Below are 14,544 nucleotides of genomic sequence, written 5' to 3'. Positions count from 1 at the left end.
CCGCGCCCCGGCGCCGCCCCCGCGCCGCCGCACCCGGCCCGCGCCGACGAGGCGGACGAGGCACCGCTCCCGCGCTGAGCCCCGGCCGGCCGTGCCCCGGTCAGCCGAGCTGCTCGCGCAGATACGCCCGCCAGCGTGCCGTGAACGCGTCCTGTGTCGTCCCGAGCACGTCCCGCAGCGCGTCCTCGACCGCGCCGGCGCGCCCGTCGTGGGCGCCCACGGCCCGGTAGAAGGCGTCCAGCCGGTCCTCGCCCCACTGGTCGGCGATCATCCGGCAGGCCAGCCAGCCGCCCTCGTAGGCCCGGGCGAGGTCGTCCGCCTCGCCGGTGAAGCCGAAGTCCTCGTCCGTGGGCAGCCCGCCGGGCACCCGGCCCTCGGAGACCGCGCGGGCCAGCTCGGAGGCGGCCTGGGAGGGCGCGCGGCCGTCGGCGCGGTAGCCGACCCAGTCGGCGTACCCCTCGGACAGCCACAGCGGCGTGGCGGCGCTGGTGTGGGCGCGGGTGGCGACGTGGGTGGTCTCGTGGGTGAGCACGACCTGTTTGCCGAGGGTGCCGAGCAGCCCGTACGCGTCGGGGTTGACGATGACCCGGTCCGCGGGCGCCTGCGCCCGGCCGCCGATCTCGCCGGTGGTGACCGCCGCGATGCCCCGGTAGGAGGAGGCGGGCGAGCCGAGGAGCCCCGCCATGCCCTCCAGCGACCGGGGCACCAGGACGACGACGCGGCGGGCCCAGTCGCCGTCCCAGGCGTCGGACACGGCCGGCACGGCGCGGTCGGCGAGGTTCGCGTAGCCGCGCAGCGCCCCGGTGGACTGCCCGACGCCGAGGACGAGGCTGTGCGCGCCCCGCACCACCCGCACCGGGCCCTGGTCCCAGGGCTGCTGGCCGGACTGCTTCGCGGGCCGGTCCGAGTCGACGGACCACTGTCCGTCCTCCCGGCTCAGCCGCACGGTGCGGGCGGTCGTGACGGCGCCCCGGTCGTAGCCCTCGACGCGGTAGCTGAGGTCGACGTCGGCGGTGGCGGTGTCGCCGGTGCGGTGCAGGCCCGTCACCCGGTACGACCAGGCGGCCAGCGGCACCGCGCTCAGGTTGCCGAAGGCGGTCCCGGTGCCGGTGCGGGCCCAGGCGGTCCCGTCGTGGGCGAGGACGGCCGCCGCGCGCCGGTCCAGGACCCGCTGCACCTCGGTCCGGACGGGGTCGGCGGTGGTCCGGCCGCCGCAGGCCACGAGGGAGACCAGCAGCAGGCACAGCGCCACCACCGAGGAACCCGACACCCGCCTTCGACCAGCCACCTCTCCGATCGTACGGGCGCCGGGCCGCGGCGGCCGGGGTTCGGGGAGGTCAGACCCTGGTGACGGAGGAGACCGGCATCATGCCGACCGGGTCGTAGCGGACCGGGGCGCCGGGGTGGGGCGCGTGGATCACCTGGCCGTTGCCGGCGTACATGCCGATGTGGCTGGCGTCGTCCCGGTAGGCGACCAGGTCGCCGGGCCGTGCCTCGGAGAGCGGGATCCGCCGGCCCGCGTACCGCTGCGCCTGCGAGGTGCGCGGCAGGCCGACGCCGGCCTGGGCGTACGCCCACTGGGTCAGGCCCGAACAGTCGAAGCCGGAGGGGCCGTTGGCGCCCCAGATGTAGGGCCTGCCGAGCGCGGAGCGGGCGGCGGCGAAGGCAGCCGCGGCCCGGCCGGAGGCGGCGGGTGCGGCGCCGCCGAGGGCGGTCAGGTCGGGGCGGTCGGAGCGGGAGGCACGGCCGTAGGCGGCGCGTTCGCCGGCGGGGAGGGTGCCGAGCAGCCGCCGGGCCTCGGCGAGCTTGTGCTCGACGGTCTTCTTGTGGGCGGCGACGGCCTTGCGGCCCTTCTCCAGCTCGGCGAGCGTGCGCGCGGCCTCGGCACGGTCCTGGGAGAGCTCGCGCAGGGCGCCGCGCAGCTCCCGGAGGTCACCGGCCTGGCGGGCGGTGACCCGGTCGAGCACGGAGGCCTTGTCGAGGTAGTCGTCCGGGTCGGCGGAGAGCAGCAGGACGAGGGACGGGTCGACGCCGCCCGAGCGGTACTGGGCCCCGGCGAGCGAGCCGAGCCCGTCCCGCATGGTGTTGATCCGCTCCTGCTTGCGGGCGATCTCGTCCTGCGCGTCGTCGAGCTCCTCGCGCAGGGCGTCGGTGCGCTCGTCGGCCTTGTTGTAGGCCTCGGTCGCCTTCTCCGCCTCCGTGTGGAGGCGGTCCACCTCGGCACGGGTGTCGTCGTGCGGCGCGGCCACGGCCGCCGGTACGGCGCCCAGGACGGCGGTGGCGACGGAGAGAAGGCCGATGGCGGCGGTGGCGCCGCGATCGAACCCGGACGGTGCAAGGCGGCGATGGGACCCCACGGGAAGCCGCACTCCTTCCGCTGGCGGACGAAACGCGGCAGACAGTAGCCCCGCGGCGGGGCGGCGACCAACGGCCTCGGAGGGGCGCACAACGCGACGCCCCGCCGCTGACGCAGGTCACCGGCGGGGCGGAGGCTCAGAACGCCGTGCCGTGATTCCCCCGAACGGGCGGCACGGCCGGGGTGATCCCGGAACTTCCCGGAGCGGGGATCAGACGCGGACGCCCCACATGAAGGGGCCGCCGATGGTGTCCATCGACTCGTAGCGGACGACCGTGCCGGTGCGCGGCGCGTGCAGGACCTGGCCGTTGCCGGCGTAGAGGCCCACGTGGTGCAGGTCGTTGAAGAAGAAGACGAGGTCGCCGACCTGGAGGTCGCTCATCGAGGAGATGCGCGTGCCGTAGTTGGCCTGGGCCTCGGAGGTGCGGGGTATGCCGACGCCGGCCTGCGCGTAGGCCCAGGAGGTGAGGCCCGAGCAGTCGAAGGAGGACGGGCCGGTGGCGCCGTAGACGTACGGGGTGCCGATCTTGCTCTGGGCGGCGGAGAACGCGGCTCCGGCGCGGCCCGAGGCGGAGGCGGTGGAGCCGGACAGGGCCTCGCGCTCGCTGCTGCGGGTGGCGCGGTCCTGCTCGGCGGTGAGGGCGGCCTTCTCGGCGGCGGTGAGCGTGTTGAGCAGCTTCTGCGCCGAGGAGAGCTTGCCCTGGACTTCCTTCTTCTTGTTGCCCAGTTCGGTGCGGGTGGCCGAGAGGTCCTTGAGCTTCTTGGAGGCCTCGGCGCGCTGCTGGGCGAGGTCCCGCTGCTTGTCCTGGATCTTCTTGAGCGCCTCGACCTGCTGACCGCTGAGCTGGTCGAGCGTGGAGGCCTTGTCCAGGTAGTCGTCCGGGTCGGCGGACAGGAAGAGCTGGAGGGAGGGGTCGATGCCACCCGAGCGGTACTGGGCGCTGGCCATCGAACCGAGGCCGTCGCGCAGCTCGTTGAGCTCCTCCTGGCCGCGGGCGACGTTGTCCTGGATGGTGGAGATCTCCCCCTGGAGCTTCTCCTGCTTCTCCTTGGCCCCGTTGTACTTCTCGGTGGCCTGCTCCGCCTCTTCGTAGAGCTTGTCGACCTTGGCCTGGACCTCGTCCTTGCTCGGCTTCTCGCTCGGCGCGGCGTTGGCCGCCTGCGAGCTGAGAGCGACTGCGGCTGCCGCGGCGGTGGTGAGCACGGTCACACGCGTGCGGCTCGGCTGCTTGGGACGACGGTGGGACGCCACGGAGTCGAGCTCCTTCTTGAGGGGGATCACCCGATCGCGGGTTCGAAGGCAGACCCTAGTGACCAAGTCGTGATGAGTTCAAATCCTCAGGTGAAAATAGTGGGACCGGTGAGGCATATTTTGCCGACAACTCACGTGCGGTGAGGCGTCCTTGACAGCGCGTCGCCCCGGGCGGCCCTCAATACGGGCAAGCGGCCCCTATGTTGCGCTTGGGGCGGAGGGCACCCCGGGGACATACCGCCCAGGGGTCAGCCGTGCGAGAACCGCTTGAGGAGCACCACGGAGGCCACCGGACGCGCCCCCGCCTTCGCCACCCCGTCGGCGACCTCGCGGTCGGTGGAGACGACGATGACGGGCCGGCCCGGCGGCTCGGCCCGCACCAGCTGGCGGATCAACTCGTCGGCGGTGACGCCGGGCTTGGAGAACAGCACCCGCACCCCGCGCGGCGGCGCCAGCAGCACCGGCGCCGCCAGTTCGGCCCCGTCGAAGACGCACGTCGTCTCGGCGCCGGTCTGCGCGGCGAGCTGGGAGAGCTGGCCGAGCAGCCGCAGCCGCTGCTTCTCCAGCGGCATCTGCGGATAGCCGGTCTTGGTGACGTTGTAACCGTCGACGACCAGATGCGCCTGGGGCAGCGCGAGCAACTGGTCGAGAATGGCGGGATCGTGCTCGGACAGCGCGCGGGCGGCGATGTCCTTCGGGGACATCCGGCCGGGCTCGACGGCGTCCACGGTCTCCGCGGGGCGCACCGACACCGGGGGCAGCGCGAGCTCCCGGCGCAGCCCCTGCGTGGCGTCCAGCAGCGTGTCGAGGAGCAGCCGTACGCGCATGTCCTCGACGCTGCGTCCCTCGCGGGCCGCCCGGCGGCTGGCCTCCAGCGCGGCCTCCGTCTCGCCGAGGCGGGCCTTGAGCCGGCGGCTCTCGCTCTCGGCCGCGGACACCTGGGCATGCGCCTCGGTGCGGACGGTGTCCATCTCCTCCCGCGCCTTGCGCAGGGCCGCCTCGCCGCGCTTGACGTCGCTGAGGGCGGAGCGCAGCTTGCGGTGCAGCGACTCGGTCTCCTTCTTCGCCGCGTCCAGCTCGCCGCGCAGCCGCTCCGTCTCGGTCCTGGTGTGCTCCCGGGCCCGGGCCAGCTCCTCGTGCAGCCGCTCCAGCTCCGCGCGGCTCTCCTCGTCGGCGCGCTCGGCGTCCGCGCGCTGCGCCTCCTCGCCGGCGGCGGTCACCAGCTTCACCCAGCCGTGCGGGCGCAGCACGTAGGCCGCGGCCGCCACGTCCAGGGGGTCCGCGGCCGGGGGCGGGGAGCCGGAGTCGAGGGCGCCGGCCAGTTCCGGCTGGGCCTCTCTGAACTTCTCGCCGATCCGCTGCCGGAACAGGGGGTCGCTCTCCACGGCGGCCGCCATGGCGTTGCCGGCGAACTTGGTCCGGCGGTTGGGGGCGAAGCGGGCGTACTGTCTCAGCTGCGCGGGCAGTTCGCCGAGGGTGAGTCCGCCGAAGCCGTCGGACACGATCTGCACGACCCTGCGGCGCACTCCGTCGGGCAGCGGGCGGTCGAGCACCTCAGCGGCGCCGTCGCCCGGCCCCCCGCCGTGTGTCTCCACCATCCGTCACCCCAATGCCTCTGCTGCCTGCGCATGCCTGTGCGCGGTCCCGGTCCGGGACCACGGCCCGCGGAGCCCGCTCCCGTCAGGAGCCGGCGCCCGGCCTGTCCACGAGTTCCACCTGGTCCACGGCATTGCACCAGCGGCACCGCACCGACTCGATGGTCTCACTGAGCACCTCGCGCTCCTCGACCGTCGGCTCACCGGCCAGGTCGAGGTGCACGTACTCGACGACCTTGGAGGCGCGGGTCACGTCGAACCGGGTCAGATTGCCGCAGAGGGTGCAGCGCCACCGCGTCGTGTCCGTCGGCAGGGGAACCGTCATCGTGGCTGTTCGCTCTCTTCCAGTGTCCGCGACGCCGGTCTCCCCGGCGCGTGTGGCTCGTAACCCTACGGCCTGGCGGGTACCCGCCGCCCGCGTGTCCACGGCGGCGAGGCGGTATGGGCGGTTGCGTCCGGTTGCGTCATGCTCTGTATTCATGATCCGCAAGTGGAGCACGGCGGCCCTCCGGAAGGTCAGGACGCTCGGCACGCCCCGCACCCCGCGGGGCCGCACGGCGCCGGTGACCTACGCGCTGATCACCCTGTGCTGTCTGCTGTTCCTGGTCAGCCCGGCCTCGGGGTTCGATCCGGCCCACGGGACCGGGGAGGAGCTGATCGCCGCGCAGCGCGCCTGGTTCCGCCGCTGGGGCGTGATCCCCGCAGAACTGTTCGAGGACTCCCCCGGCGCCGCCCTCTCCCCGGCCACGGCACTGTTCGTCCACGGCAGCTGGGTGCACCTGCTCGGCAACATGCTCTTCCTGTACGTCTTCGGCGCGATGACCGAGGCGCGGATGGGGCGGCTCCAGTTCCTGCTGTTCTACCTGGGCTGCGGCTACCTGGCGCTGCTGGGCTACGCGGCGGCCAACGCGCACTCCCAGGAGTCCCTGGTCGGCGCCTCGGGGGCGATCTCGGCGGTCCTCGGCGCGTTCCTCTTCCTGTTCCCGCGCGCCCGGGTGACCAGCCTCCTGCCCTTCCTGTTCTTCCTGCCGCTGCGCTTCCCGGCCTGGGTGGTGCTGCCGTTCTGGGCGTCCCTCCAGTGGATGGCGGCGGGCCGGGCGGGCGACGGGCCGGGGGTGGCCTATCTCGCGCATCTGGTGGGGTTCGGGCTGGGCTTCGCCTTCGCCTGGGTGCGGTTCGGCGGTGGGACTAGAGTTGGAGGCGTTCCAGCGACCGCCCCCGAGGGAGAGAACCAGCCGTGATCAGCGCGATCGTCCTCATCAAGACCAGCGTGGACCGGATCCCCGAGATCGCGGAGCAGATCGCCTCGCTGGAGAGCGTCAGCGAGGTCTTCTCCGTCACCGGCACCTACGACCTGATCGCCATGGTCCGGGTCAACGAGCACGAGGACCTGGCGGAGGTCATCCCGGGCCGGATCAGCAAGATCCCGGGCGTGGAGGGCACGGACACGCACGTCGCGTTCCGTACGTACTCGCAGCACGACCTGGAGGCGGCGTTCGCGATCGGGCTTGACAACTGAGGTCTGCCCGGGACGAACGCCGCCCAAGGGCTCAGGCGGCGGACGTGTCCGGCACGCAACGGCCGTCCTCGGTGCGGTAGTTCCACCGGGCGCCGTCGCTCACCAGTTCCCTGACGGCGTTCACGAACCGCTCGACGTGCTCGTCCGGGGTGCCCGCGCCGAAGCTGACCCGGATGGCGTTGAGGGACTTCTCCCCCGGCGCCGCCTCGGGGGCGCCGCACTCGCCCTGCGTCTCGGGGTCGCTGCCGAGCAGGGTGCGCACCAGCGGGTGGGCGCAGAACAGGCCGTCGCGCACGCCGATGCCGTACTCGGCGGACAGCGCGGCGGCGAAGTGGGAGCTGTTCCAGCCCTCGACGACGAAGGACAGGACGCCGACGCGGGGCGCGTCGTCCCCGAAGAGGGACAGCACCCGCACCTCGGGCACCTCGGCGAGTCCCTCCCGCACCGTGCGGATCAGGTGCTCCTCGCGGGCGACCAGCGTGTCGAACCCGGCCTCGGTGAGCGCCTTGCAGGCGGAGGCGATGGCGTAGACGCCGATGACGTTGGGCGACCCGGCCTCGTGGCGGGCGGCGCTGTCGTGCCACTGCACGTCCACGCCGCCGTCCGCGCGCCGGCTGACGCTGCGGCTGGCCCCGCCGCCCGCGAGGTACGGCTCGGCCTCGCGCAGCCAGTCGGCGCGGCCCGCGAGGACGCCGGAGCCGAACGGGGCGTACAGCTTGTGCCCGGAGAAGGCGACCCAGTCGACGTCGAGGTCACGGACGCTGAGCGGGTGGTGCGGGGCGAGCTGGGCGGCGTCCAGCACGATCCGGGCACCGTGCGCGTGCGCGGCGGCGGCCAGCTCCCGCACCGGCCACAGCTCGCCGGTGACGTTGGAGGCGCCGGTGACGCACACCAGGGCGGGCCCGTACGGCTCGCGGGCGGCCAGCGCGCGCTCCAGGGTCTCGACGGCCTCGCCGGGGCTGCTGGGCGCGTCGAGGTAGGTGACGTCGGCGTCCCGCCAGGGCAGCAGCGAGGCGTGGTGCTCGGTCTCGAAGACGAAGACCCGGCAGCCGGCCGGGAGGGCGGCGGCGAGCAGGTTCAGGGAGTCGGTGGTGGACCGGGTGAACACCACCTGGTCGGCGTCCCGGCAGTCGAGGAACTCGGCGACGGTCTTCCGGGCGTTCTCGAACAGGTCGGTCGACAGCTGCGACAGGTACCCGGCGCCGCGGTGCACGCTGCCGTAGTAGGGGGCGTAGGCGGCGACGTCGTCCCAGACCCGCTGGAGCGCGGGGGCGCTGGCGGCGTAGTCGAGCGCGGCGTAGGTGACCTCGCCGCCGGTGACGAGCGGGACGGTGACGTCGCGGCCGAGGACGGGCAGCGGGGCACAGACGGACTGGTCGGCGGAGACGGCGGCGACGGACATGGGGGCTCCCGTGAAGAAGGCAGAGGACATCACCACGCGAGCGCGCACGGCTCGAGCGTGGGACGGAAAGGAAAAGGGGGATGCGGAGGCGGGGCTCTGCGGCCCTATTGCATTCGCTGGTTCACGGGAGACTCCCTCGGACGACCCAGGACCCCTGGTTCCGCGAGGGGTCCGCGCTTGCCGTGGACCTTGCTGTCCACGACCTGGTCTTCACCCGGGGCACCCCGCCACGGACGGAGGGTTGCCGGACAGTCGGCCGGGGCCTCATGACTGTCACTCATGACCTGGAAAGGAACGTACGCGAAGTGATCGCCGCCCCGCAACCCGAGTCCGGATCGCGGGACGGACATCACTGTCCCCGGGGGCCCTACGCGTTGCTGGCGGCCACCCAGCGCTCCAGGGTCCGCCTGGCCGCGCCGGAGTCGATGGATTCGGCGGCCTGCTCCATGCCGGACCGGATCCGCTCGGTCAGCGGTCCGGCGCCGGGCGTCAGGGCAACCAGGGCCGCCGCCGAGTTCAGCAGCACCGCGTCCCGGACGGGACCCGGCTCGCCGGCCAGCAGACGGCGGGCCACGTCGGCGTTGTAGGAGGCGTCGGCGCCGCGCAGCGCCTCGACGGGCACGAGTTCGAGGCCGACGTCCCGGGGGTCGAAGGACTCCTCGGTCACCGTGCCGTCCCGCACGACCCAGACCCGGGAGGTGGAGGTCGTGGTCAGCTCGTCGAGGCCGTCGTCGCCGCGGAACACCAGGGAGGAGTTGCCGCGCTCGGCGAACACCCCGGCGATGATCGGCGCCATCCGCGGGTCCGCGACACCGACCGCCTGCGCCTTCACCTTCGCCGGATTGGTCAGCGGGCCGAGGAAGTTGAACACGGTCCGCACGCCCAGCTGGCCGCGCGCGGTCGCCACATGGCGCAGCGCGGGGTGGAACTTCACGGCGAAGCAGAAGGTGATCCCGGCCTCCTCGGCGACCTGGGCCACCCGCTTCGGGGTCAGCTCCAGATTGACGCCGAGCTTCTCCAGCACGTCGGACGCGCCGGACGCCGAGGAGGCGGCACGGCTGCCGTGCTTGACGACCTTCGCGCCGGTGCCGGCGATGACGACGGCCGACATGGTGGAGATGTTGACGGTCTTGGCGCCGTCACCGCCGGTGCCGACGATGTCGACCGTGTCGCCGGGCACCTGGATGACGTGCGCGTGCTCGTACATCGACCGCACGCAGCCGGAGATCTCGTCGACGGTCTCGCCCTTGGCCCGCAGCGCCGTCGCGAACCCGGCGATCTGCACGTCGGTGGCCTCGCCGCGCATGATCAGGTCCATCGCCCAGGCGGTGTCGTCGACGGACAGGTCGCGGCCGTCCAGCAGGGCGTTCAGCAGGGCGGGCCAGGAGCGGCCCGCCGCGGTGTCGCCTCCAGCGGGGGTCACAGCGCTCATGAGCCGCTCCTGATCGTGTGCATCGTGGGAAGACAGTGTGGTCCCACCCTATCCAGCCCCCGGGCACGGCGAAGGGCCCCGTCCGCGGAACGGACGGGGCCCTTCGACCGTGGTGTGGCGACGCTGGAGGGTCAGTGGTGGCCGTGGCCGCTCGTGATCTCCTTGTACTCCTCGACGGTCGGCTTCGGAATCTGCGACTCCGGGCCGTAGTACGCCTTGCTGAGCTTGGCACGAAGCTTCTCCGCGCCCTTCGGCTTGCGCTCGACGCCGTTCTCGTCGACCGTCGGGCCGATCTCGGCCGGCTTGTACTGCTCGTGCGAGGTGAGGGTGTGCAGCGCGCCCTGGCTGAGCGGCTCGTGCACCTCGATGAACTCACCGTGCGGCAGGCGCTTGATGATGCCGGACTCACGTCCGTGCAGCACCTTGTCCTTGTCGCGGCGCTGGAGGCCGAGGCAGATCCGCTTGGTGATCACGAAGGCGATGACCGGACCGACGAAGAACCCGATGCGGACGAACCAGGTGACCGAGTTGATCGACAGGTGGAAGTGCGTGGCGACGATGTCGTTGCCACCACCGATCAGCATGATGATGTACGCGGTGACCCAGGCGACGCCGAGACCCGTACGGGTCGGGACGTTGCGCGGCCGGTCCAGGATGTGGTGCTCCCGCTTGTCACCCGTCACCCACGACTCGATGAACGGGTAGACGGCGATGGCCGCGAGGAAGACACCGAAGATCAGCAGCGGGACGAACACACCCAGGACGAGCGTGTGACCCCAGAAGTTGATCTCCCAGCCGGGCATGGCGCGGACGAGGCCCTCGGCGAAGCCCATGTACCAGTCGGGCTGGGCGCCGGTCGACACCTGGTCGGGCCGGTACGGGCCGATGCTCCAGATCGGGTTGACCGACACCAGGCCGGCGACGGCCGCGATCACACCGAAGACCAGGAAGAAGAAGCCTCCGGCCTTCGCCATGTACACCGGCAGCAGCGGCATGCCGACGACGTTGTTGTTCGTCTTGCCGGGACCCGCGAACTGCGTGTGCTTGTGGTAGAAGACCAGGATCAGGTGGCCCACCATCAGGCCGAGCATGATGCCCGGCAGCAGCAGGATGTGGATCGAGTAGAACCGGGCCACGAAGTCGTGGCCGGGGAACTCTCCGCCGAACAGGAACATCGAGATGTACGTGCCGACGATCGGCACGGACAGGATCGCGCCCTGCGTGAAGCGGACACCGGTGCCGGAGAGCAGGTCGTCCGGGAGCGAGTAGCCGGTGAAACCGGTGAACATGCCGAGGACGAACAGCAGGAAGCCGAACAGCCAGTTGATCTCACGCGGCTTGCGGAACGCGCCGGTGAAGAAGACGCGCATCATGTGCACGAACATGCCGGCGAGGAAGATGATCGCCGCCCAGTGGTGGATCTGCCGGATCAGCAGACCACCCCGGATGTCGAAGCTGATGTTCATCGTCGAGGCGTACGCCTCGCTCATCAGCTGGCCCTGAAGCGGCACGTACGAGCCGTGGTACGTGACCTCGTTCATCGACGGGTGGAAGAACAGCGTCAGATACACACCCGTGAGGATGATGATGATGAAGCTGTACATGCACACTTCGCCGAGCATGAACGACCAGTGGTCGGGGAAGATCTTGCGCATGTTGGCCTTGGCCAGGGAGTAGATCCCGAGCCGGCCGTCGGCCCAGTCGGCGACGCGCTCGCCGGCCGGTGCCTTCCCGCGTGAGCGGGACTGATTGTTCTCTGGCGTGCTCATCCGCGCTCCCAGAATGCAGGACCGACGGGCTCTTCGAAGTCGCTGAGCGCCTCGAGATAGCCCTCGTCGTTCACGCCGATGCGCAGCTGCGGCAGGGCGTGACCGGCGGGACCGAAGATCACCCGGGCACCGTCGGAGAGGTCGAAGGTGGACTGGTGGCAGGGGCACAGCACGTGGTGCGTCTGCTGCTCGTACAGGGAGATCGGGCAGCCCACGTGGGTGCAGATCTTCGAGTACGCGACGATGCCCTCGTGCGACCACTCGAGCTCGCGCTTGTCCTTGATGTTCTCCGGCTGGATCCGGACGATCATCAGGGCGGCCTTGGCGATCTCGTTCTGGAATTCCTCGTCGTGCTCCTCCAGGCCCTCGGGCTTGGCGAAGGTGAGCGAGCCGACCGCGACGTCGGAGGGACGCAGCGGCTCGTTCGTGTTCATGTTGACGAGCAGCTTGCCCTTGGACCACAGGGTGTGGCGGAGCTTGGTGCCGGGCAGCGGGCCGAGGTCACGCAGCAGGACGACACCGGAGAGCGGCACCAGGGTGAGCGCGCCGAGCATCGTGTTGCGGATCAGCTTGCGCCGGCCGATCACCGACTCCTTGGCGCCCTGCTTGAAGTCCGCGTGGACCTTCGCACGGGTCTCGGGGTCGGCCTCGATCGGGTGCCGCTCGTCGGCGACCTCCTCGTCGGACATCAGGGTGCGCGCCCAGTGGACGGCACCCGCGCCGATCGTGAACAGCGCCACGCCCAGCGTCAGGCCGAGCGCGAAGTTCATCGCGTTCACGTGCCCGATCGGGAAGACGTAGATCGACCTGTCGTGCGGGATGCTCACGAACGAGGCGATGAAGCCGGCGGTGGCCAGCATCGACAAGGTGAACAGGAACGCGACCACGCGCTCGGACCGCTTGGCGGCCCGCTCGTCGATGTCCTGGATCCGGTGCTCGTGGGGCGGCAGCCCCGGGTCGGCGAACGGGTGAGCCTCGTCCGCGACCTTCACCGCACCGTGCGCGGTGCCCTGCTCAGCAGGCAGGTTCTCTTCTGGAATGTCTTGGCTACTCATGACTTCTTGGCCTTTGCGGTCCGAGCGGCGACCCACACGGCGACGGCGATGCAGGCACCGAGGCCGAAGATCCAGCCGAAGAGGCCCTCGCTGACCGGCCCGAGGCCGCCGAGCGACAGACCGCCGGGGCTGACGGTCTCGTCACCGTTGACCGCGTTCAGGTAGGCGATGATGTCCTTCTTGTTCTGCTCCGACATGGTCGTGTCGGGGAAGGAGGGCATGTTCTGCGGGCCGGTCTGCATGGCCTCGTAGATGTGCTTCGGGTCCACACCTTCGAGGCTGGGCGCGTACTTGCCGTGCGTCAGCGCGCCGCCCTTGCCGGTGAAGTTGTGGCACTGCGCGCAGTTGGAGCGGAACAGCTCACCGCCCTTGGCGATGTCCGCGCCCTCCGGGCCGTACTTCTCCTCCGTCGGGACGGCCGGACCGGCACCGAGCGAGGCGATGTAGGCCGCCAGCTGGTCGATCTCGGCCTGCGAGTAGAGGTTCGGCTTGGTGGGGACCTGCGCGCCGGGCTGCTGGGCCGGCATGCGGCCGGTGGCCACCTGGAAGTCGACGGCCGCGGCGCCGACGCCGACCAGGCTCGGACCGTCGGTGGTGCCCTGACCCCCGGTGCCGTGGCAGCTGGCGCAGCCGACGGCGTAGAGCTTCTTGCCCTCGTCGATGGCGAGGGACTGGGCGGATTCATCGGCCTGCGCCTTGCTCGCGGGCGCGAACGCGGCGTACAGCCCCCCGGTGCATGCCAGCGCGAGGAGTAGGACGACGAGCGCCGCCAGCGGATGGCGTCGTCGTGCGGAGAGCTTTTTCACGGATTACCCCGGTGTCAGGATCTTCTGCGTCGATGCTTCTGGATATTGCGCGGGTGCGTGCCGCGACTACTTGATCATGTAGATCGTGGCGAAGAGGCCGATCCAGACGACATCGACGAAGTGCCAGTAGTAGGACACGACGATGGCCGCGGTCGCCTGCTCGTGGGTGAACCTCCGGGCCGCGTAGGTGCGGCCGAGGACAAACAGGAAGGCGATGAGGCCGCCCGTCACGTGCAGTCCGTGGAAGCCGGTGGTCAGGTAGAACACCGAGCCGTACGGGTCGGAGGACAGCGAGAGGCCGTCCTTCTTGACCAGCTCGGTGTACTCGAACACCTGACCGCCGATGAAGATCGCACCCATCACGAAGGTGACGATGAACCACATCCGGAGCTTCTTCACGTCACCGCGCTCGGCGGCGAACACGCCGAGCTGGCAGGTGAGGGAGGAGAGCACCAGGATCGTGGTGTTCGTCGCGGAGAACGGGAAGTTCAACGCGCCGGCCTTCTCGGACCAGAAGTCCGGGCCGGTCACCGATCGCAGGGTGAAGTACATCGCGAAGAGGGCCGCGAAGAACATCAGCTCGGAACTCAGCCAGATGATGGTTCCGACGCTGGTGAGGTTCGGCCGGTTGACCGACGGGTGCGCGTGCCCGGTATCTACTGTCGTTGCTGTCGCCACGACCGACATTATGTCGGTCGCTTATCCCGCCCTCACCCCGGGGGGTGCCGTTCGGTGTGTTCGCCCCCTCTGTAGTGCCCGGATGGCCCATCGAACGGCCCGTCGAAGCCGTGTCCGAACCAGTGTTGACGGGCTGTTCAAGGGAGTAGCATCCGGCGCAACGGGCACGACAGTCCCCACCGCGTATCGGAGGAAGCATGCAGGCGACCGCCACGGTGCTGGTCTACAGCGACGACTCCAACACCCGCGAACAGGTGCGGCTCGCGACCGGCCGCCGGCCGGCTCCGGACGTGCCCGTGGTCGAGTTCGTCGAGTGCGCGACGCCGGCCGCCGTCGTCAGCGAGCTGGACAAGGGCGGGATCGACGTCTGCGTCCTGGACGGCGAGGCCGTCCCCATGGGCGGCATGGGCCTGTGCCGGCAGATCAAGGACGAGATCTTCAACTGCCCGCCGGTGCTGTTGCTCATCGCGCGGCCGCAGGACGCGTGGCTGGCCACGTGGAGCCGTGCGGAGGGTGCTGTGGCGTCGCCGGTGGAGCCGGTGGAGTTCGCGGGGGCGCTGGCCGCGCTGTTGCGGGAGAAGCGGTTGCAGGGCGTTTAAGGGCGCCTCAGGGGGCGGGGGTGCGGGTTGTGTGGCGGGTGCGGCGCCGTCGTGGCTTGTCGCGCAGTTCCCCGCGCCCCT

Annotated in this window: 14 protein-coding genes and 1 riboswitch; of the genes, 3 read left to right on the top strand and 11 right to left on the bottom strand. The window is 71.2% G+C overall.

Annotation, left to right across the window (positions count from 1 at the left end):
• Positions 1-100: 100 nt before the first annotated feature.
• The 5 genes from GTW67_RS32350 to GTW67_RS32330 form a co-directional block, all read right to left on the bottom strand.
• Positions 101-1,288, bottom strand: coding sequence for a hypothetical protein (locus GTW67_RS32350; RefSeq protein WP_161168311.1), 1,188 nt, complete (start codon positions 1,286-1,288; stop codon positions 101-103).
• A gap of 49 nt (positions 1,289-1,337) precedes the next feature.
• The gene (locus GTW67_RS32345; protein WP_161168310.1) at positions 1,338-2,357 is read right to left on the bottom strand and encodes an NlpC/P60 family protein; all 1,020 of its coding nucleotides are present in this window, start codon (positions 2,355-2,357) and stop codon (positions 1,338-1,340) included.
• A 210-nt stretch (positions 2,358-2,567) separates the two neighbouring features.
• A complete protein-coding gene (locus GTW67_RS32340; RefSeq protein WP_161168309.1) occupies positions 2,568-3,608 on the bottom strand; it encodes an NlpC/P60 family protein in 1,041 nt (346 codons plus the stop codon).
• Positions 3,609-3,856: 248 nt separating this feature from the next.
• Positions 3,857-5,206 carry an NYN domain-containing protein gene (locus tag GTW67_RS32335; protein WP_161168308.1) on the bottom strand — a complete coding sequence of 450 codons (1,350 nt, stop codon included), beginning with the start codon at positions 5,204-5,206 and terminating at the stop codon, positions 3,857-3,859.
• Positions 5,207-5,288: 82 nt separating this feature from the next.
• Positions 5,289-5,528, bottom strand: coding sequence for a hypothetical protein (locus GTW67_RS32330; protein ID WP_161168307.1), 240 nt, complete (start codon positions 5,526-5,528; stop codon positions 5,289-5,291).
• A gap of 154 nt (positions 5,529-5,682) precedes the next feature.
• Between GTW67_RS32330 and GTW67_RS32325 the strand changes: the two genes are divergently transcribed.
• Together GTW67_RS32325 and GTW67_RS32320 are read left to right on the top strand one after the other, a co-directional pair.
• On the top strand, positions 5,683-6,444 hold the full coding sequence (locus GTW67_RS32325) for a rhomboid family intramembrane serine protease (protein ID WP_161168306.1): 762 nt from the start codon (positions 5,683-5,685) through the stop codon (positions 6,442-6,444).
• Positions 6,441-6,722 carry an Lrp/AsnC ligand binding domain-containing protein gene (locus GTW67_RS32320; protein ID WP_161168305.1) on the top strand — a complete coding sequence of 94 codons (282 nt, stop codon included), beginning with the start codon at positions 6,441-6,443 and terminating at the stop codon, positions 6,720-6,722. Before GTW67_RS32325 ends, GTW67_RS32320 begins: the two co-directional genes overlap by 4 nt.
• Positions 6,723-6,753: 31 nt before the next feature.
• On the opposite strand, the gene GTW67_RS32315 is transcribed toward GTW67_RS32320, so the two are convergent.
• The 6 genes from GTW67_RS32315 to ctaE form a co-directional block, all read right to left on the bottom strand.
• Complete coding sequence (locus tag GTW67_RS32315; RefSeq protein WP_161168304.1) at positions 6,754-8,124, bottom strand: aminotransferase class V-fold PLP-dependent enzyme; 1,371 nt, start codon at positions 8,122-8,124, stop codon at positions 6,754-6,756.
• A 168-nt stretch (positions 8,125-8,292) separates the two neighbouring features.
• Positions 8,293-8,409: riboswitch (SAM riboswitch) on the bottom strand.
• Between the two features lie 82 nt (positions 8,410-8,491).
• Entirely contained in the window at positions 8,492-9,556 is a 1,065-nt protein-coding gene (gene trpD / locus GTW67_RS32310; protein ID WP_161168303.1) for an anthranilate phosphoribosyltransferase, read from the bottom strand.
• A gap of 131 nt (positions 9,557-9,687) precedes the next feature.
• On the bottom strand, positions 9,688-11,325 hold the full coding sequence (gene qcrB / locus GTW67_RS32305; RefSeq protein WP_161168302.1) for a cytochrome bc1 complex cytochrome b subunit: 1,638 nt from the start codon (positions 11,323-11,325) through the stop codon (positions 9,688-9,690).
• On the bottom strand, positions 11,322-12,380 hold the full coding sequence (qcrA, locus tag GTW67_RS32300; RefSeq protein ID WP_161168301.1) for a cytochrome bc1 complex Rieske iron-sulfur subunit: 1,059 nt from the start codon (positions 12,378-12,380) through the stop codon (positions 11,322-11,324). The genes qcrB and qcrA overlap by 4 nt, the downstream gene beginning before the upstream one ends.
• Positions 12,377-13,186, bottom strand: a complete 810-nt coding sequence (gene qcrC / locus GTW67_RS32295; protein WP_161168300.1) for a cytochrome bc1 complex diheme cytochrome c subunit — start codon at positions 13,184-13,186, stop codon at positions 12,377-12,379. Before qcrC ends, qcrA begins: the two co-directional genes overlap by 4 nt.
• A 66-nt stretch (positions 13,187-13,252) precedes the next feature.
• A complete protein-coding gene (ctaE, locus tag GTW67_RS32290; RefSeq protein WP_161168299.1) occupies positions 13,253-13,873 on the bottom strand; it encodes an aa3-type cytochrome oxidase subunit III in 621 nt (206 codons plus the stop codon).
• Positions 13,874-14,061: 188 nt separating this feature from the next.
• Between ctaE and GTW67_RS32285 the strand changes: the two genes are divergently transcribed.
• Positions 14,062-14,463 carry a response regulator gene (locus tag GTW67_RS32285; RefSeq protein WP_161168298.1) on the top strand — a complete coding sequence of 134 codons (402 nt, stop codon included), beginning with the start codon at positions 14,062-14,064 and terminating at the stop codon, positions 14,461-14,463.
• Positions 14,464-14,544 lie beyond the last annotated feature (81 nt).

This window comes from Streptomyces sp. SID5910 (assembly GCF_009862125.1).
GTDB lineage: Bacteria > Actinomycetota > Actinomycetes > Streptomycetales > Streptomycetaceae > Streptomyces.
This window is presented reverse-complemented; position numbering and strand designations above follow the sequence as displayed.

Excerpts from the sequence above, each read along its gene's own strand:
- GTW67_RS32330 (WP_161168307.1), bottom strand. The coding sequence starts at position 5,528 with ATGACGGTTCCCCTGCCGACGGACACGACGCGGTGGCGCTGCACCCTC.
- GTW67_RS32285 (WP_161168298.1), top strand. The coding sequence starts at position 14,062 with ATGCAGGCGACCGCCACGGTGCTGGTCTACAGCGACGACTCCAACACC.
- GTW67_RS32315 (WP_161168304.1), bottom strand. The coding sequence starts at position 8,124 with ATGTCCGTCGCCGCCGTCTCCGCCGACCAGTCCGTCTGTGCCCCGCTG.
- ctaE (WP_161168299.1), bottom strand. The coding sequence starts at position 13,873 with ATGTCGGTCGTGGCGACAGCAACGACAGTAGATACCGGGCACGCGCAC.
- trpD (WP_161168303.1), bottom strand. The coding sequence starts at position 9,556 with ATGAGCGCTGTGACCCCCGCTGGAGGCGACACCGCGGCGGGCCGCTCC.
- qcrB (WP_161168302.1), bottom strand. The coding sequence starts at position 11,325 with ATGAGCACGCCAGAGAACAATCAGTCCCGCTCACGCGGGAAGGCACCG.
- GTW67_RS32325 (WP_161168306.1), top strand. The coding sequence starts at position 5,683 with ATGATCCGCAAGTGGAGCACGGCGGCCCTCCGGAAGGTCAGGACGCTC.
- qcrA (WP_161168301.1), bottom strand. The coding sequence starts at position 12,380 with ATGAGTAGCCAAGACATTCCAGAAGAGAACCTGCCTGCTGAGCAGGGC.
- GTW67_RS32335 (WP_161168308.1), bottom strand. The coding sequence starts at position 5,206 with ATGGTGGAGACACACGGCGGGGGGCCGGGCGACGGCGCCGCTGAGGTG.